Below are 16,769 nucleotides of genomic sequence, written 5' to 3'. Positions count from 1 at the left end.
CTGGACGCTCCGTCCGCTATCCCAGCGCCTCCAACTCGGCCAGCATGTCAGGCGCGAGGACCAATTCACTCACTTGATCAAATCGCAGACAAGTGGTCCATGATGGTTCTGGCCGTGCTCGATGAAGGACCACAGCGCTTTAACGCCGTTAGGCGTCGATTCGAGGGGGTGACGCAGAAGGCACTCACACAGTGCCTCCGGCGGCTAGAACTCAATGGTCTGGTCTCGCGACAGGTCATCTCGTTTTCGCCCGTGGCGGTGCTATATGAGATCACACCGCTTGGCCGAACCTTGCAGCAGCCGTTTCGCGAATTGCACAAATGGACGCTCGCCAAATTGCCCGAGGTCGAAGCGGCTCGGTTACAGTTTGACGAGGCGGCGGCACGATGACGTTGCAAGCAGGTTTGTGCTGACTCGCCTGAGAGGGGCTGCCGCATTGGCGACTGCACTATTGAATCGTGCGTTCTGGTTCACGGCCGTAGATTCGGGTACAACTTTACCAGCGACATTGAGAATGACTGCGCTGCATCAATTCATCACCCCGGCACCACACTAATACGCCCCGCTTTGAGTGCACGAATGCAAGTCCACCCCCTGAGGTCTAACCCTTCCATCGAAAGGCTGTTCTGGCAAGTCTGGTCAAGCCTCTCATGTCAAACGTTAGGCCTCTAAGATTCATTATTGGGTTCTGCTTCAAGTCATTTGAACATTGTTATCAAACTGAAGACATCAGTTACGCACAAACAAAAACGCCGCTCGATAAGCAGCGTTTTATGACTGTCGGGCGGACAACCAGATGAATTGAGACGAGTATCAAGTTGACCATTGAAAAAACATCCACTTGGAAAGAGAGGCGAATCCTTGGCAAAAGCGCCTGTACGACCAGTCTGGGCTTGCGCTAGATGCCGTCAGCCGCCGTCTTGTCTGTGACGATGAGGCGCTCAATACCCCAGTCGCCAAGCAGATGCCAATCTTCCCCGAACAGTTCGGCCGGATGCATCGTACGGTCGGAGCCATTACCGCACGCCAGGGACTTGGCTGGACAATACCGGTCGCATCCCCAACAGATCCGCTCGGGGTGCTTAGGGTTGACGGGGAAGTTCTTGGCCATGTCGATCTCCGATCATTGAGAGACGTTCTTTCAACCTACAGCCTTTGTGCAAAACCATCCTTGATCGATATCAAGAATCGACATCGAGCGACTGCCCTCCCTATCGCGATCCTGGAGCTAAGCTTCTAACGGCTGAACAGACTTGGAGACGTCGCTCATGCTCAATAAAAATCCTTTGCCAAACGTTGGGACACCAGACCATCCAACCCTGTCGACATGGGACGATCAAAACGCAGCAACATCCATCGATGGCGACGCGTTTACCGCCCCGCCCGCCTTGACCAACGCCGAACTGGTTCACTTGCGTGTCCGAGTGATTGCCTTGGAAAACCTGGTCATCGCGCTGCTGGCAGAAGGCTCGGAACGTCAGCTCGCCATTGCCCGGGAAATGGCCGACTACATTTCCCCCAGACCCGGTTTTACCCAGCATCCCTTGACCGTTCATGCGGCGGCACAGATGACCCACAGCGTCGAGCGCGCCCAGCGCTTTCGCCAGCGTGACGAGCCATCGGTTTAAATGCTCGAAACTTGATAACAATCATTATTGTTCGCAGAAAATCTTCCTAGACTCGGGTTCCTACTCGTTAGTGCCCAGGAAGACATTATGCGTACCCACCTCTCACTCGCCCTGCTCTTGTTCGTACCGCTGGCTCACGCAAAGGAATACCCGATCGGGGAACCACAGCTGTGTCAGGGGCTGGAAGTCGGGGCGGTGTATCTGCAACCCATCGAGATGGCCCCGGCGGGCATGATGCGGGCGACGGTCGATTCCGATGTTCACCTGGAAGCCGACATTCGGGCCACCGCGGACAATCGACAGGGCTTTCAGGAAGGCAGTTTCGTGCCTTACCTCAACGTCTCGTTCAACTTGAGCAGAGCGGGTAATCCGGGCGAGATCAAGGGCGACTTCCATGCCATGGTCGCCAATGACGGCCCGCACTATGGCGACAATGTGAAGCTGCTGGGGCCGGGCAAATATCGGCTGACCTTCACCGTGCTACCACCCTCCGGTCACGGCTCCCTCGGGCTTCATACCGATAAGGAAACCGGTGTAGCACCCTGGTTCGAACGCTGCGAACTGCACTACGAGTTCATCTACGCCGGCATCGGTAAAAAAGGTGGCTATTGAATGAAGCGCCTGCCTCTTGCCTGGCTGATGGTGGCCGGAGCCGCTGCGCCGTTGACAGTCCATGCCGACTTGCCGAGCTACGAACTGATCCTGCGTGATGGCCACTTCTCCCCTGCCTTACTCGAGGTTCCGGCCGGACAGCGCTTCAAGATCGTCCTGAGAAACAGCGGTCAGGGGCCGGCCGAGTTCGAGAGCACACCGCTGCGGGTTGAAAAAGTGCTGTCACCAGGCGTGACCACCTTCGTCGTCATTCACCCCCTCAGATCCGGCCACTACCCCTTTTTCGACGAGTTCAATCCGCAATTGCCCGAGGGCGGCATCCTCGCGAAATAACCTGTTAGCGCACGGAGCTTCCATGAATCAATCAATGTTCATCGTCTGGCGCGAAAGCGTCGAGGCGCTGCTGGTGATCGGTATTCTCCAGGCCTGGGCCAGCCAGCAAGGCCAACGTCATCGTTTGGTCAAATACCTCTGGGCGGGTGTGATGCTGGGGTTGATGCTCTCGGGCCTGCTGGCGGGGCTGATTCTGTTTGCCGGTGAGGCCATGAACGGGTCGGCCAGTGAATGGTTCCAGGCCGCACTCGCACTGTTTGCCAGCCTGTTAATGGTGCAAATGGTCGGCTGGATGCACCGTCACGGGCGCACCCTCAATCACGATTTGCGACGGCACGCCGATAGCCACCTGGCCCGCCAGGGTGGCGCAGGTTTATTACTGCTGGCCATGCTCGCGATCAGTCGCGAAGGCAGCGAAACGGTGGTATTCCTCTATGGCGCCGGGGCTCGGCTGCGAGGTCCGCAGCTCGGTTTGTTTGCCGTCGGCGGCGTGTTGGGGCTGGTGCTGTCCGCGCTGACTATTACGCTGCTGCACAGCAGTCGCCGCTTCATTTCATGGCAACGATTCTTTGCCATCAGCGAAGTCATCTTGCTCGTGCTCGGCGCGGCGTTACTGATCAGCGGCACCGAGCGAATCGGCAGCCAACTGCTTGCCCTGGATGTGCCGGATGTGGTTTACAGCCTCGTAGGCGAGTCGATTTGGGACAGCAGCGCGTTGCTGAGCGACAGCCATGGATTGGGGAGCTTTTTGGCCGGCTTCGTCGGTTATCGCGCAACGCCCAGCGGCATGACCTTCCTGGTGTGGGTCAGTTACTGGCTGGCCGTCAGCGCCTGGCTACGCCAACGGACTGCGGAGAAAGTCCCATGCCTGACCTGAGCCGGCACAATCAATGGCTCCAGCGCCTGGGCGACGGGATGCGTCGCCATGCGCCCGTCATTCGAGCCGTGCAGTGGGCTGTCGTTCTGTTTTACGCGGTGCTGTTGGTGACTCCGGCGCTGTTGCCGCTGCCGGACAGCCAGGCACGGATACTCGACAACCTGACCTTGCTCGCGCAGTTTTTATTCTGGGGGATCTGGTGGCCGTTCGTGTTGCTGTCGATGGTGTGCTTCGGTCGACTCTGGTGTGGCGTTCTGTGCCCGGAAGGTTCGCTCAGTGAATGGGCCAGCCATTACGGTAAAGGCCTGGGTGTGCCGCGCTGGTTGCGCTGGGGCGGCTGGCCTACATTGGCGTTCTGCCTGACGACCCTCTACGGCCAGTTGATCAGCGTCTATGACTACGCCCAGGCCGCGCTGTTGATTCTGGGGGGCTCGACCGTCGCAGCGGTCATCGTTGGGTTGTTGTTCGCCCGGGGCAAACGGGTCTGGTGCCGTTACCTGTGCCCGGTCAGCGGCGTTTTCGCCCTGCTCGCGCGGTTGGCCCCGGTGCACTTTCAGGTCGATGAACAACACTGGATAGAGAATTCCGCACCCCGCCTGCCGCCACCCAACTGCGCTCCCCTGCTCGATATCCGCCGCCTGCAAGGCGCCAGTGATTGCCACGCCTGCGGACGCTGCAGCGGGCAACGCGGTGCCGTTCAACTGATCGCCCGCTCCAGCAATCAGGAGATTCTTCACGCAACCGCGCAGACGCTGTCCCCTTGGGATACACGCTTGCTGCTGTTCGGCGTGATCGGCTTGGCCATAGGCGCGTTTCAGTGGACGGTCAGCCCATGGTTTATCGCCCTCAAACAAAACCTGGCCCAGTGGCTGGTAGAACACAACCAGCTCTGGGCCTTACGGGACAACGCCCCCTGGTGGTTGCTGACCCATTACCCGCAACTCAACGACAGCTTCAGCTGGCTCGACGGCTTCAGCATTGTCGCTTACTTGAGTGTGAGTTCGATCATGCTCGGCACGGCGTTGATGCTGCTCCTGCGCCTGACGGCCCGACTGGCGCAAGATCACGCACTGTATTGGCCTCTGGCGCTGACACTCACGCCTCTGGGTGGCGCCGGACTGTTTCTCGGGCTGTCGGCCACCACCGTCAAATTACTGCGTTATGAAGGTCTGCTGCTGGAGTGGGTACAACCCGCCAGGGCCTGTCTGCTATTGGCCGCCATGGGGTGGAGCCTGCTACTGGGTTGGAAGCGGCTGAAACACGAAAGTATTTCCCTGGCTCGGCGTGTGTCGGGGGGCGTTTGCCTGTTACTCGCCAACGGCCTGATCGGGTTTGGCTGGTGGTTGCAGTTCTGGGGCTGGGCTTGAGTTCCCCCAGCCCCCATTACCCCCGTAGCACAAAGGTTGGGAACAACTCGCGCATGGCCTCCCACAACTCTGGCAACAACGCTTGTGCGGAAACGCTCGGCAACAGTGGATCGAACATCCGCTCGGTGCGAACCAGTTGCACGGCGAAGCGTTTGACGCCAAGCGCATTCAAGCGTTTTGCCAGCGTCAGAAGACGTGCCGGCTCGAACAGATGCCAATGCACAGTGGTGCGACATTCGTAGTCCACTCCACTGGCCAGCAGATGCTCGAGACTGCGCCAGTTGGCGGTTCCGCTGCCCTCGACCCGAGTGATGGCCTGGCAATCTTCGGGCAACGCCTTGACGTCGAAACCGACCCAATCCGCGCCGGTCAATGCCTTGGCGAAGGCGGCTGGTTTGATGCCGGCGCTGTGCAGACCGATGCGAAATCCCATGTCCCGCACTTCATCCATGGCGCCGAGCAAGCCGTCCTGCAGGGTTGGCTCACCGCCGCTGAACACCACGGCATCGAGCAGATCCTGACGACGTTGCAGAAACGCCAACACCCGCCGCCAATCCACTTCCTCACTGCCACGAGGGGGGATCAACTGCGGGTTATGACAATAACGACAACGCCAGGCGCACCCCTGGCAAAACAGCACGCAGGCGAGCTGTCCCGGATAGTCGATAGTGGTCAGGGGCACCATGCCCCCGACCCGAAGCATTCGACTCATTGGCGCCCGGCCAGTGCCGCGCTTTCAGTGAAGTGCACCCGCTCACGGTGCTCCGACTGTTTACCCGGATTGAACGCCGACACAGGACGGTGATAGCCCATCACCCGGGTCCAGACTTCGCAGCGTTGACGTTGAGCCTGGGGCAGTGTTTGCGATGCAGTCATGGTGAAGCTCCTTGCGGTTGAGTGGATCGAAATCAATGGACGATGCCGGCTTTCTGTTCTTGCAGCAGCAGAGCCTCGTCGCATTTTGGGCAGAACTCATGTTCGCCATCGAGGTAGCCGTGCACCGGGCAGATGGAGAAGGTCGGCGTCACGGTCAGGTACGGCAGGCGGAAGCGGCCAAGGGATTTTCGCACCAGTTGCTTGCAGGCCTCTGTCGAAGAAATCCGTTCGGCCATGTACAGATGCAAGACGGTGCCGCCGGTGTATTTGCATTGCAGTTCGTCTTGAAGCTCCAGCGCTTCGAAAGGGTCTTCGGTATAGCCCACGGGCAGTTGCGAGGAGTTGGTGTAATACGGCGCCTGCACACTGCCGGCCTGGAGAATGTCGGGATAGCGCTTGAGGTCTTCCTTGGCGAAGCGGTACGTGGTGCCCTCCGCCGGTGTCGCTTCCAGGTTGTAGAGATGACCGGTTTCCTCCTGGAAACGCAGCAACGTGGCGCGCACATGGTCCAGCATATTCAGGGCAAACTTGCGGCCCTGCTCGGTGTGCATGCCCTCCTCGTCGCCGGTGAAATTGCGCAGCATTTCATGCAGGCCGTTGAGGCCGATGGTGGAGAAATGGTTGCGCAAGGTGCCCAGGTAACGCTTGGTGTAAGGGTATAAACCGGCATCCATGTGGTGCTGAATCACCTTGCGCTTGACCTCCAGGCTCTCCATCGCCAGCTCCATCAGCGTGTCCAGGCGCTGCAACAAACCACTGGTGTTGCCCTTGAACACATAGCCCAAACGGGCGCAGTTGATGGTCACCACGCCGAGCGATCCGGTCTGCTCCGCCGAGCCGAACAAACCGCCGCCGCGCTTGAGCAACTCGCGCACATCCAGCTGCAACCGGCAGCACATCGAACGCACCTGATTGGGCTGCAGGTCCGAATTGAGGAAGTTCTGGAAGTACGGCAAACCGTAACGCGCCGTCATCTCGAACAGACGGTCGGCGTTTTCACTGTCCCATGGAAAATCATGGGTGATGTTGTAGGTCGGGATCGGAAAGGTGAACACGCGCCCTTTCGCATCGCCTGCCTGCATCACCTCGATGTAGGCGCGGTTGAGCAGGTCCATTTCGACTTGCAGGTCGCCATAGGCAAACGGCATTTCCTCACCGCCGATGACGGGTATCTGCTCACGCAAATCCTGCGGGCACACCCAATCGAAGGTCAGGTTGGTGAACGGTGTCTGCGTGCCCCAGCGCGATGGCACGTTGAGGTTGTAGATGAACTCCTGGATCGCCTGGCGCACCTCCTGATAACTCAGCTGATCCTTGCGCACATAGGGCGCCAGGTAGGTGTCGAACGAGCTGAACGCCTGGGCACCGGCCCATTCGTTTTGCAGGGTGCCGAGGAAATTCACCATCTGCCCCAGGGCGCTGCTCAAGTGCTTCGGCGGCCCGGCTTCGACACGCCCCGGCACACCGTTGAGCCCCTCGTGCAACAGGGTACGCAGCGACCAGCCGGCGCAATAACCGGCGAGCATGTCCAGGTCGTGCACATGCAAATCCGCCTCGCGGTGGGCCTGGCCGATGGCCTCGCTGTACACCTCGTCCAGCCAGTAGTTGGCGGTGACCTTGCCCGACACGTTCAACACCAGCCCGCCCAGGGAATAGCCCTGATTGGCGTTGGCCTGGACCCGCCAGTCTTCACGGTCCAGGTATTCGTTCATTGAAGTCGCCACTTCGACCATGGTCCGACGGTCGCGACGCAATCGCCCGTGTTGTTCGCGGTAGACAATGTAGGCGCGCATGGCGAAGAAGAAACCGGCGTCCATCAATACCCGTTCAACACGATCCTGGATCTGCTCGACATGCAGCCTCGGCAGACCTTCCAACCGCGCCAGTACCGCTTCGAGCAAACCTTCGACTTCAACGTCGGTGTACTCTCCGGTTGCCTTGCCGGCGGCGATCAATGCCTGACGGATCTTGTCCGCGTCGAAGGCGACCAGACTGCCATCGCGCTTGTGCAAGCGGTTACATCCTACTGAGATCAGCGTGCTCTGCATTCGGCCTCCAGATACTACATATAGATGTTTACTTACAAACAAACACAACATGCAGTTAAGGCTACGGACAAAGCGCTGATCTGCAATTGATCGACATCAAGATTTGGCAGTGAAAAAAATCGCCCGATGACGACAGAAGAAAACCTAATGTGGGAGCGAGCCTGCTCGCGATGACTGCAGCACATTCAACATAGATGTCGACTGTTCTACCGCTATCGCGAGCAGGCTCGCTCCCACATTGGATTTGCTGTGTTTTACAGAACAGCTCAACCACCACTCATGTTCATAAACCGCACAATCTGCACCTCCCCTTCGGGGCTGAAATCGTGGCGTAATGGCTTGCCGCGCAAGGCCTTCTGCACCGCATTGATCAGCGGCTGGTCATCCAGCGGATAACGCCGCAGCAATCCGCGTAAATCCAGCGCGTCATCCTGCCCCAGACAAAGCAACAGCTTCCCTTCAACGGTCATCCGCACCCGGTTGCAGCTGCCACAGAAGTTGTGGCTGTTGGGTGAAATGAAACCGATCCGGGTATCGGGATGGCGTTCCAGGCGCACGTAGCGCGCCGGTCCGCCGCTGTTTTCAGTGCTGTCGAGTAACCGATGTTGGCTGGCGATCAGCGCCCGTACCTCGTCACTGGAACAAAACGATTCGCCCCGGGAACGGCCAACATCGCCCAAGGGCATTTCTTCGATGAAACTGATATCGATGCGCTGATCGATGGCGTATTGCACCAGCGCCGGGACTTCATCGAAGTTGCGTCCTTTCATCACCACGCAGTTGAGCTTGATCCGCTCAAACCCTGCGTCCCGCGCCGCCTCAATGCCGTTGAGCACTTGATCAAGATCGCCGATGCGGGTGATCGCGCGAAATTTCTGCCCGTCCAGGCTATCGAGGCTGATGTTCATCCGCTTGACCCCCGCCTCCGCCAATGGCCGCGCCAGACGGCCCAGTTGCGAGCCGTTGCTGGTCATGACCAGTTCGCGCAAACCGGGCAGCGCGGCGATGTTGCGGCACAGTTCGACAATGCCCGGACGAATCAGCGGCTCGCCTCCGGTCAGACGGATTTTGCGTACGCCCAACCCGACGAACAGCGTTGCCAGACGCTGCAACTCTTCCAGCGTGAGCACCTGTTGACGCGGCAGGAAGGTCATGTTTTTCGCCATGCAATACACACAGCGAAAATCACAACGGTCCGTCACCGACATCCGCAGATAATCGATCTGCCGCCCAAAGCCATCCTGCATTACAGCGTTCATCACATCTCCCCGGTTTGCCTTGGGTCACTGCACCAGCGGTGAGTCGGCGCCCTGCAAGTGGATGCCGCGAATATCCGCCGCACCGATCAGGGTTTGCAGGTACTGCACCAGGGCTTTTTGCCAGACGCCTTGCTGCAACTGCGTGCGAATCGCCGTCGACACCACTTCATAGGGCAACGGCATGCCTTCGATCCGCTGATCGACACTGACCACGTGCCAGCCGTAGCGACTTTCCAGCGGTTTGCTGGCCAGGCCCGGCGCCAGGGTGAACAGCTGACGTTCCAGTTCGGGCACGGTCTGGCCCTTGCTGATCTGTCCCAGGGAACCGCCCTGAGCCTTCGACGGACAGGCCGAATACTTCACGGCCAGCTCGGCGAAACTGCCAGGGAATTCATCCAGTCGTGCCAGCAAAATTTCCGCCTGAACATGCGCCAGCTCGCGGGCTTCGGCATCGTCCGGCGCGCATTCGAGCAGGATGTGCCGTACCGCCAGCAACGGTGCGCTATGAAAGCGCCCGCGATTGTTTTCGTAGTAGCGCAGACTGGTTTCCTCATCGCACTGCGGCACGTGCACCTCGCGTTCGAGCAACAAGCGCGTGGCCGCTTCTTCTTCGTTCTCACCGGCACCGATTTCCATCGACACGCCGAGTTCGGCAATGCGCTGCTGCAACAACTCGCGGATCACCAACGCCCGGGCGGCCAGATAGACCGCCTCCTCGCGGCTTTCGGCCGGGTGATATTGCAGCTCCTGGGCCATCGCTTCCGGGGTGATCGACACCTCGTTGACGCTGATGATCGGCCACTCCTGTTCGCTGCTGGCGATCAACTGCGCCGGGGCGTCATCGGCAGCCGCCGGCTCAACCGGCAGTGCTTCGAACTGCGCGATGTCGACCACGTCCGGCACCGAAGACTCTGTTTTTTTGGAAGAGCCGCAACCACCGCTGCCGCCGTTACTACCACCACATCCACATCCACCTGACATGATTGTCTCCTCAGTACTTCTGACGAACGATTTGATAACGACGCCCCAGGTACCAGATCGGTGCGCTGATCATGTGTACGAGACGGGTGAAGGGGAACAGCACAAACAGGGTCAAACCGAGAAACACGTGCAGCTTGTAGGTCAGCCCGACCGGCGCGATCGACGCCGCCGCTTCCATCGGCCGCAACAGCACGGTGTTCTGCGCCCAGTCGGCGAGCATTACCATCACCGAGCCGTCCATGTGGCCGGTCGATGCAACAATCGTCAGCAGACCGAGCAGCAACTGCGCCAGCAGCACCAGCAGAATCAGGATGTCCGAAGCGCTGGAGGCGGCGCGAACCCGTGGATCGTTGAGCCGCCGATTGACCAGCATCAGCAGGCCGACCAGGCACAACAGGCCAAAGAACCCGCCGGACACCATCGCCAGCAACTGCTTGTTCTCAGTGCTGATGACATGGTGATAAACCGACGCTGGCGTCAGCAGACCGACGAAATGCCCGGCCAATATGAACAACACGCCAATGTGGAAGAAGTTGCTCGCCATGCGCATGCCGCGCTGGTTGAGCATCTGGCTGGAGCCGGCCTTCCAGGTGTACTGCGACAGATCGAAGCGTGCCCAGCTGCCAATCAGGCAAATAGCCAAAGCGACATAGGGATAGATCCCGAACAACAACAGGTTCCACTTAGACATTGCCTACCTCCTTGGCCGGCGCAGCGGCCAGCCCTTCATGCTGAAAATCTACCCAGTGCAACGGCACCGCGCTTTCTTCCCGAGCCTTGCCCGGTGCGCTTGGCAGCCCACTGCAACGGTCCTGCTGTTCGGCCTGGAGAAAGTCCACGGCCTCCTCTTCCCAGATCTTGTCGAGGGCTTCGAGGGAGTCGTCGCGCGGTTCCGCCGCCACCTGCGCCCGCAAGTCGGCCACTGCCTGATGCGGTTCGGCCCCGGCGATTTGCAGCAGCGCCCGGAAGCAGCTGGCATAGGCGCTTTCGCGCTCTTCCAGACGCGCCGCGAGCAAGGCCAGCAAGTGCGAAACATCCGCCAGGCCCTCGCGGGCCTCAATGTCTTCGCGGGTGGACAGGAACTCCAGATACAGCGGGATATAGTCCGGCAGCTCTTTGACGCCGATGGCAAAACCGGCTTCTTCGTATTGCGCCATCATGTCGACCATCGCCTGGCCACGGTCGCGGGATTCGCCATGCACGTGCTCGAACAACAGCAGCGAGAGCGAGCGACCTCGACCGAACAGCGCACCGTAGTGCTCCTGCCCATCCATCAGGTCATTGGCGCAGATCAGCTCGAGCAATTCGAACAACGCACCGCGCTGTTTAGGGCTGATCTCCCGTGACTGGATAATCGCCTGCTCCAGTTCGTCGCGACCGCCAATCAGCGTCTCGGTCGGATAATCGAGCAACAGCGAAATCACTTTGAGAATTTGCATGCTCATTCCTCCCACAACTGCACGGTTTTCAGGATGTCGCGGCGGTTGGCTTTCTTCGCACCGAACATGTTGGTGTCGGAACTGCCGCTGCAGCCGCTGCCGAAACTGAAGCCGCAACCGGAGCGCTCGGCAAAGGCGTCGCTCATGGCGTCTTCACGGTGCGCGCTCGGTACCACAAAGCGGTCTTCATAGTTGGCAATCGCCAGGTAGCGATACATCTCTTCGACCTGGGCCACGCTCAAGCCGACATCCTTGAGTACTTGCAGGTCCTGAACGCCATCGACTTGCTCGGAACGTTTGTAGGCACGCATCGCCAGCAAGCGTTTAAGCGCACGTTTGACCGGTTTTTCATCACCCGCTGTCAGCAGGTTGGCCAGGTATTTGAGTGGAATACGCAGGCTGTCGACATCCGGGATCACCCCGTTCATACCGACGGTGCCGGCAGTGGCGGCGTTCTGGATCGGCGACAGCGGCGGCACGTACCAGACCATCGGCAAGGTGCGGTATTCCGGGTGCAGCGGCAGTGCGAGTTTCCAGTCCACGGCCATTTTGTAGACCGGCGAACGCTGGGCTGAATCGATCACCGACTGCGGTACGCCATCGGCCAGGGCCTGGCGAATCACCGCCGGGTCGTTCGGATCAAGGAAGATCTCCAGTTGTTTCTCATACAGGTCCTGCTCATTGGCGGTGCTCGCCACTTCGCTGATGCGGTCGGCGTCATACAGCAGCACACCGAGGTAACGGATACGCCCGACGCAGGTTTCGGCGCAAACGGTCGGCATCCCGGCTTCGATCCGCGGGTAGCAGAAGATGCACTTCTCGGACTTGCCGCTTTTCCAGTTGAAATAGATCTTCTTGTACGGACAGCCGCTGATGCACATCCGCCAGCCACGGCATTTCTCCTGGTCGATCAGGACAATCCCGTCTTCTTCACGCTTGTAGATCGCCCCGCTCGGGCACGACGCAGCGCAGGTCGGGTTGAGGCAGTGCTCGCACAGGCGCGGCAAATACATCATGAAAGTGTTTTCGTACTCGCCGTAAATGTCCGCCTGAATCTTGTCGAAGTTCTTGTCCTTGCGACGCTTGGCGAATTCGGTGCCGAGGATTTCTTCCCAGTTCGGGCCCCACTCGATTTTTTCCATGCGCTTGCCGGAGATCAGCGAACGCGGGCGCGCAGTGGGCTGATGCTCGCCCAGCGGCGCGGTGTGCAGGTGCTGGTAATCGAAGTCGAACGGTTCGTAGTAATCGTCGAGGCTCGGCAGATCCGGGTTGGCGAAAATGTTCGCCAACACGCGGAATTTACCGCCGATTCGCGGGTTGATCGTGCCGTTGGCGTTGCGGATCCAGCCGCCCTTCCACTTGTCCTGGTTTTCCCATTCTTTCGGGTAGCCGATCCCGGGTTTTGATTCAACGTTGTTGAACCAGGCGTATTCCATGCCTTCGCGGCTGGTCCAGACGTTTTTGCAGGTGATCGAACAGGTGTGGCAACCGATGCACTTGTCCAGGTTCAGAACCATGCCGATTTGTGAGCGAATCTTCATCTCAGTTCTCCTCGATATCGGTCGGCAGGGGACGTGGCAGGTCATCGCCACTTGAACCATCGAGCCAGTCGACTTTGGCCATTTTGCGCACCACGACGAATTCATCGCGGTTGCAACCGACCGTGCCGTAATAGTTGAAACCGTAGGCCTGCTGGGCATAGCCGCCGATCATGTGGGTCGGCTTGAGCACGACGCGGGTGACCGAGTTGTGGTGGCCGCCACGGGTCTTGGTGGTTTCCGAACCGGGCACGTTCACGATCCGTTCCTGTGCGTGGTACATAATCACCATGCCGTCCTTGACCCGCTGGCTGACCACCGCTCGGGCGGTCAGCGCGCCGTTGACGTTGAAGCACTCGATCCAGTCGTTGTCCTCGATGCCGGCACGTTTCGCGTCGTTTTCCGAGAGCCACACAATCGGTCCGCCACGGCTGAGGGTCAGCATCAGCAGGTTGTCGCTATAAGTGCTGTGGATGCCCCATTTCTGGTGCGGGGTGATCCAGTTCAGGACGATTTCGGTCTCTCCGTTGCTGCGCTTGCCTTTCACACCTTCGATGGTGCGGGTGTTGACCGGAGGGCGATAATTCATCAGCTGCTCGCCGAACGCCTGCATCCACGGGTGATCCTGATAGAACTGCTGACGGCCGGTGATAGTCCGCCATGGGATCGCCTCGTGAACATTGGTGTAGCCGGCGTTGTAACTGACGTGATCGTCTTCGAGCCCCGACCAGGTCGGGCTGGAGATGATCTTGCGCGGCTGTGCCTGAATGTCGCGGAAACGAATCGCCTCGTGTGCCTTGGACAACGCCAGGTGACTGTGATCGATGCCGGTGAATTCCGACAACGCGGCCCAGGCCTTGACGGCGACGTGGCCATTGGTTTCCGGCGCCAGAGACAGAATCACTTCAGCAGCATCGATCGCCGTGTCGATTTTCGGCCGACCATGGCTGATCCCGGCAGCCCCTTCGCGGTGATTGAGCGCACCGAGGAATTTCACTTCGGTGTCGGTGTTCCAGTTGATGCCCTTGCCACCGTTACCGTGTTTTTCCAGCAATGGCCCCAGCGAGGAAAACTGCTTGTATATGTTCGGGTAATCACGCTCCACCACATGCAGGTTCGGCGCGTTCTTGCCCGGCTCCGGGGCCACGCCAGCGCTTTTCCAGTCGGTGCCGCCAAAGGGTTGAGCCAGTTCGCCGACGCTGTCGTGCATCAGCGGGATGGTTACCAGATCCTTCTCAACGCCCAGATGCCCCTCAGCCATGCTGGAAAAAGCCTTGGCGATGCCTTTGTAGATTTCCCAGTCGGAACGCGATTCCCACGCTGGGTCGATGGCGGCCGACAACGGGTGAATGAACGGGTGCATGTCCGAGGTGTTCATGTCGTCTTTTTCGTACCAGGTCGCGGTCGGCAAGACGATGTCGGAGTAGACGCAAGTCGAGGACATGCGGAAGTCCAGCGTGGTGACCAGGTCAAGCTTGCCGATGGCGCCCTCGTCCACCCATTCGGCTTCTTCGGGTTTGCAATCGCCGACCTGGCCGATGTCTTCGTTCATCACCCCATTCTTGGTGCCCAGCAGGTACTTGAGCATGTACTCGTGGCCCTTGCCCGAGGAGCCCAGCAGGTTGGAACGCCAGATGAACATGTTGCGCGGGAAGTTCACCGGGCTGTCCGGCTGTTCGCAGGAGAAGCGCAGCGAACCGTCCTGCAGCGACTTGACCACGTAGTCTTTCGGGTCCATGCCGGCCGCAGCCGCGTCGCGGCAAATGTGCAAAGGGTTAGTGTTGAGTTGCGGTGCGCTGGGCAACCAGCCGGCGCGTTCGGCGCGGATGTTGTAGTCCAGGGCATGCTCGGGAAATTGTGATTTATCGGCCAATGGCGAGAGCACGTCGTGCATGCTCATCTTCTCGTGGCGCCATTGCGAGCTGTGGGCGTAGAAGAAGCTGGTGCCGTTCATTTGGCGAGGCGGACGGTTCCAGTCCAGGCCGAACGCCAGGGGCAGCCAGCCGCATTGCGGACGCAGTTTTTCCTGGCCGACGTAGTGCGCCCAACCGCCACCGGTCTGGCCGACACACCCGCAGAGCATGAGCATGTTGATCAGCCCGCGGTAGTTCATGTCCATGTGGTACCAGTGGTTCATCGCCGCGCCGACGATGATCATCGAGCGCCCCTTGGTCTTGTCGGCGTTGTCGGCGAACTCACGGGCGATCTGGATGGCTTTCTCGCGGCTCACGCCGGTGATCTGCTCCTGCCAGGCCGGGGTGCCCGGCACGGAAGCGTCGTCGTAATCCTTGGCCACGTTATCGCCGCCGAGGCCGCGATCGATGGCCAGGTTGGCAGCCGACAGGTCGAACACGGTGGCGACTTTGGCCACGCTGCCGTCCGCCAGCACCACGTTATGCACCGGCACGCGGCGGTATTGCACGGCATCGCCGGCCACGTGCTGGAAGTGCTCGTGGGACTCGCCGGCGAAATACGGGAACGCCACTTCGGCCACGTCATCGCCGATCAGGCTCAGCTTCAGATCGATCTCACGGCCTTCGCCACCTTCACGAGGCAGGATGTTCCATTTGCCCTTCTCGCCCCAGCGATAACCGATGGAGCCTTGAGGGGACACCAGTTCGCCACTGACATCCAGCGCGATGGTTTTCCATTGCGGGTTGTTTTCCTGGCCGAGGTTGTCGGTCAGGTCGCTGGCGCGCAAGAAACGGTCTGGCTGATAACCGGCGCCCGGTGCCTTGTCGACCATTTGCTTGAGCAGCACCAGCACCGGCAAATCGGTGAAACGCTTGGCGTAGTCAGTGAAATAAGCGCTCGGTTTGTCCAAGTGGAACTCTTTGAAGATCACATGGTTGAACGCCTGCGCCAGCGCCGCGTCGGTGCCCTGCTTAGGGTTCAGCCACAGGTCGGTGAGCTTGGCGACTTCCGAGTAGTCCGGGGTGATCGCCACAGTCTTGGTGCCCTTGTAACGCACTTCGGTAAAGAAGTGTGCGTCCGGGGTACGGGTCTGCGGAACGTTGGAACCCCAGGCAATGATGTAGTTGGAGTTGTACCAGTCGGCCGATTCCGGCACGTCGGTTTGCTCGCCCCAAACCATCGGCGAGGCCGGTGGCAAGTCGCAGTACCAGTCGTAGAAACTCAGGCAGGCGCCGCCGATCAGCGACAGGTAACGCGAACCAGCCGCATAGCTGACCATCGACATGGCCGGAATCGGCGAGAAGCCGACAATCCGGTCCGGGCCGTATTGCTTGATGGTGTAGACGTTGGCCGCGGCAATGATCTCGTTGACTTCCTCCCAGTTGGAACGAATGAAGCCACCCATGCCGCGCTTGCTTTTATACGAGTCGGCCTTGGCCTTGTCCTCGACAATGCTCGCCCAGGCTTCGACCGGCGCCATGGTCTGCCGCGCATCGCGCCAGAGCTTGAGCAACGGCTTGCGGATTTTCGGGTACTTGAGACGGTTGGCGCTGTAGATGTACCAGCTGTAACTGGCACCACGCGGGCAGCCACGGGGTTCATGGTTCGGCAGATCGTTGCGGGTACGCGGGTAGTCGGTCTGCTGGGTTTCCCAGGTGATCAGGCCGTTCTTGACGTAGATCTTCCACGAGCAGGACCCGGTGCAGTTCACCCCGTGGGTCGAACGCACGATCTTGTCGTACTGCCAGCGCGAACGGTAGACGTTCTCCCAGTCGCGAGACTCTTTGCGGGTCTCTCCATGACCGTCGGAAAACTCGTTTTGCTTGCGGTTGAAAAACCGCAGTTGATCCAGTAAATGACTCACGGTGTAGTCCTCTCAGGCTTTGTCGCGGGGTCT

At 59.6% G+C, this 16,769-nt stretch carries 16 protein-coding genes; 6 read left to right on the top strand and 10 right to left on the bottom strand.

The genetic code is table 11. The annotated features are described in order from the left end of the window. Positions 1-18: 18 nt before the first annotated feature. Positions 19-390 carry a winged helix-turn-helix transcriptional regulator gene (locus QMK51_RS12435; RefSeq protein WP_413817536.1) on the top strand — a complete coding sequence of 124 codons (372 nt, stop codon included), beginning with the start codon at positions 19-21 and terminating at the stop codon, positions 388-390. Positions 391-898: 508 nt separating this feature from the next. Here the strand turns inward: QMK51_RS12435 and QMK51_RS12430 are convergent. Beyond that, positions 899-1,111, bottom strand: a complete 213-nt coding sequence (locus QMK51_RS12430) for a DUF3079 domain-containing protein (RefSeq protein WP_320394238.1) — start codon at positions 1,109-1,111, stop codon at positions 899-901. 157 nt (positions 1,112-1,268) lie between these two features. Here QMK51_RS12430 and QMK51_RS12425 point away from each other — a divergent pair, with 157 nt between their 5' ends. The 5 genes from QMK51_RS12425 to QMK51_RS12405 all read left to right on the top strand — a co-directional run bounded on the left by QMK51_RS12425 (position 1,269) and on the right by QMK51_RS12405 (position 4,817). Beyond that, positions 1,269-1,628 carry a hypothetical protein gene (locus QMK51_RS12425; protein WP_320394237.1) on the top strand — a complete coding sequence of 120 codons (360 nt, stop codon included), beginning with the start codon at positions 1,269-1,271 and terminating at the stop codon, positions 1,626-1,628. 87 nt (positions 1,629-1,715) lie between these two features. Next, the gene (locus tag QMK51_RS12420; protein ID WP_320394236.1) at positions 1,716-2,240 is read left to right on the top strand and encodes an iron transporter; all 525 of its coding nucleotides are present in this window, start codon (positions 1,716-1,718) and stop codon (positions 2,238-2,240) included. After that, positions 2,241-2,573, top strand: coding sequence for a cupredoxin domain-containing protein (locus QMK51_RS12415; protein WP_320394235.1), 333 nt, complete (start codon positions 2,241-2,243; stop codon positions 2,571-2,573). A gap of 22 nt (positions 2,574-2,595) precedes the next feature. Then, positions 2,596-3,450 (top strand): FTR1 family iron permease, encoded by an 855-nt coding sequence (locus QMK51_RS12410; RefSeq protein WP_320394234.1) that lies wholly within the window; start codon positions 2,596-2,598, stop codon positions 3,448-3,450. After that, a complete protein-coding gene (locus QMK51_RS12405) occupies positions 3,438-4,817 on the top strand; it encodes a 4Fe-4S binding protein (RefSeq protein WP_320394233.1) in 1,380 nt (459 codons plus the stop codon). The genes QMK51_RS12410 and QMK51_RS12405 overlap by 13 nt, the downstream gene beginning before the upstream one ends. A 16-nt stretch (positions 4,818-4,833) precedes the next feature. Here QMK51_RS12405 and QMK51_RS12400 read toward each other — a convergent pair whose 3' ends face one another. From QMK51_RS12400 to QMK51_RS12360, 9 genes are all read right to left on the bottom strand, one after another. After that, positions 4,834-5,529 carry an anaerobic ribonucleoside-triphosphate reductase activating protein gene (locus QMK51_RS12400; RefSeq protein ID WP_320394232.1) on the bottom strand — a complete coding sequence of 232 codons (696 nt, stop codon included), beginning with the start codon at positions 5,527-5,529 and terminating at the stop codon, positions 4,834-4,836. Continuing rightward, entirely contained in the window at positions 5,526-5,693 is a 168-nt protein-coding gene (gene nrdD / locus QMK51_RS12395) for an anaerobic ribonucleoside-triphosphate reductase (RefSeq protein ID WP_017338867.1), read from the bottom strand. Before nrdD ends, QMK51_RS12400 begins: the two co-directional genes overlap by 4 nt. Positions 5,694-5,725: 32 nt before the next feature. After that, on the bottom strand, positions 5,726-7,741 hold the full coding sequence (locus QMK51_RS12390) for a ribonucleoside triphosphate reductase (protein WP_320394231.1): 2,016 nt from the start codon (positions 7,739-7,741) through the stop codon (positions 5,726-5,728). A 266-nt stretch (positions 7,742-8,007) separates the two neighbouring features. Further along, a complete protein-coding gene (moaA, locus tag QMK51_RS12385; protein WP_223488927.1) occupies positions 8,008-9,000 on the bottom strand; it encodes a GTP 3',8-cyclase MoaA in 993 nt (330 codons plus the stop codon). A gap of 24 nt (positions 9,001-9,024) precedes the next feature. After that, complete coding sequence (locus tag QMK51_RS12380) at positions 9,025-9,981, bottom strand: peptidylprolyl isomerase (RefSeq protein WP_320394230.1); 957 nt, start codon at positions 9,979-9,981, stop codon at positions 9,025-9,027. Positions 9,982-9,991: 10 nt separating this feature from the next. Next, positions 9,992-10,672 (bottom strand): respiratory nitrate reductase subunit gamma, encoded by a 681-nt coding sequence (narI, locus tag QMK51_RS12375; RefSeq protein WP_320394229.1) that lies wholly within the window; start codon positions 10,670-10,672, stop codon positions 9,992-9,994. Then, positions 10,665-11,420 carry a nitrate reductase molybdenum cofactor assembly chaperone gene (gene narJ, locus QMK51_RS12370; protein ID WP_038982853.1) on the bottom strand — a complete coding sequence of 252 codons (756 nt, stop codon included), beginning with the start codon at positions 11,418-11,420 and terminating at the stop codon, positions 10,665-10,667. The genes narI and narJ overlap by 8 nt, the downstream gene beginning before the upstream one ends. Positions 11,421-11,422: 2 nt before the next feature. Next, the gene (narH, locus tag QMK51_RS12365) at positions 11,423-12,961 is read right to left on the bottom strand and encodes a nitrate reductase subunit beta (RefSeq protein WP_038982852.1); all 1,539 of its coding nucleotides are present in this window, start codon (positions 12,959-12,961) and stop codon (positions 11,423-11,425) included. A gap of 1 nt (position 12,962) precedes the next feature. Further along, positions 12,963-16,736, bottom strand: a complete 3,774-nt coding sequence (locus tag QMK51_RS12360) for a nitrate reductase subunit alpha (protein ID WP_320394227.1) — start codon at positions 16,734-16,736, stop codon at positions 12,963-12,965. Positions 16,737-16,769 lie beyond the last annotated feature (33 nt).

Source organism: Pseudomonas sp. P9_31 (assembly GCF_034008235.1).
GTDB lineage: Bacteria > Pseudomonadota > Gammaproteobacteria > Pseudomonadales > Pseudomonadaceae > Aquipseudomonas.
The sequence above is the reverse complement of the archived record's forward strand: the minus strand, read 5'-3'. Positions and strand labels throughout refer to the sequence as shown.

Bases quoted from the DNA above. Each gene is read 5' to 3' on its own strand.
- narJ (WP_038982853.1), bottom strand. From the start codon at position 11,420: ATGCAAATTCTCAAAGTGATTTCGCTGTTGCTCGATTATCCGACCGAG.
- QMK51_RS12430 (WP_320394238.1), bottom strand. From the start codon at position 1,111: ATGGCCAAGAACTTCCCCGTCAACCCTAAGCACCCCGAGCGGATCTGT.
- narH (WP_038982852.1), bottom strand. From the start codon at position 12,961: ATGAAGATTCGCTCACAAATCGGCATGGTTCTGAACCTGGACAAGTGC.
- QMK51_RS12420 (WP_320394236.1), top strand. From the start codon at position 1,716: ATGCGTACCCACCTCTCACTCGCCCTGCTCTTGTTCGTACCGCTGGCT.
- QMK51_RS12410 (WP_320394234.1), top strand. From the start codon at position 2,596: ATGAATCAATCAATGTTCATCGTCTGGCGCGAAAGCGTCGAGGCGCTG.
- QMK51_RS12400 (WP_320394232.1), bottom strand. From the start codon at position 5,529: ATGAGTCGAATGCTTCGGGTCGGGGGCATGGTGCCCCTGACCACTATC.
- QMK51_RS12390 (WP_320394231.1), bottom strand. From the start codon at position 7,741: ATGCAGAGCACGCTGATCTCAGTAGGATGTAACCGCTTGCACAAGCGC.
- QMK51_RS12405 (WP_320394233.1), top strand. From the start codon at position 3,438: ATGCCTGACCTGAGCCGGCACAATCAATGGCTCCAGCGCCTGGGCGAC.
- QMK51_RS12380 (WP_320394230.1), bottom strand. From the start codon at position 9,981: ATGTCAGGTGGATGTGGATGTGGTGGTAGTAACGGCGGCAGCGGTGGT.
- moaA (WP_223488927.1), bottom strand. From the start codon at position 9,000: ATGAACGCTGTAATGCAGGATGGCTTTGGGCGGCAGATCGATTATCTG.
- QMK51_RS12415 (WP_320394235.1), top strand. From the start codon at position 2,241: ATGAAGCGCCTGCCTCTTGCCTGGCTGATGGTGGCCGGAGCCGCTGCG.
- narI (WP_320394229.1), bottom strand. From the start codon at position 10,672: ATGTCTAAGTGGAACCTGTTGTTGTTCGGGATCTATCCCTATGTCGCT.
- QMK51_RS12425 (WP_320394237.1), top strand. From the start codon at position 1,269: ATGCTCAATAAAAATCCTTTGCCAAACGTTGGGACACCAGACCATCCA.
- nrdD (WP_017338867.1), bottom strand. From the start codon at position 5,693: ATGACTGCATCGCAAACACTGCCCCAGGCTCAACGTCAACGCTGCGAA.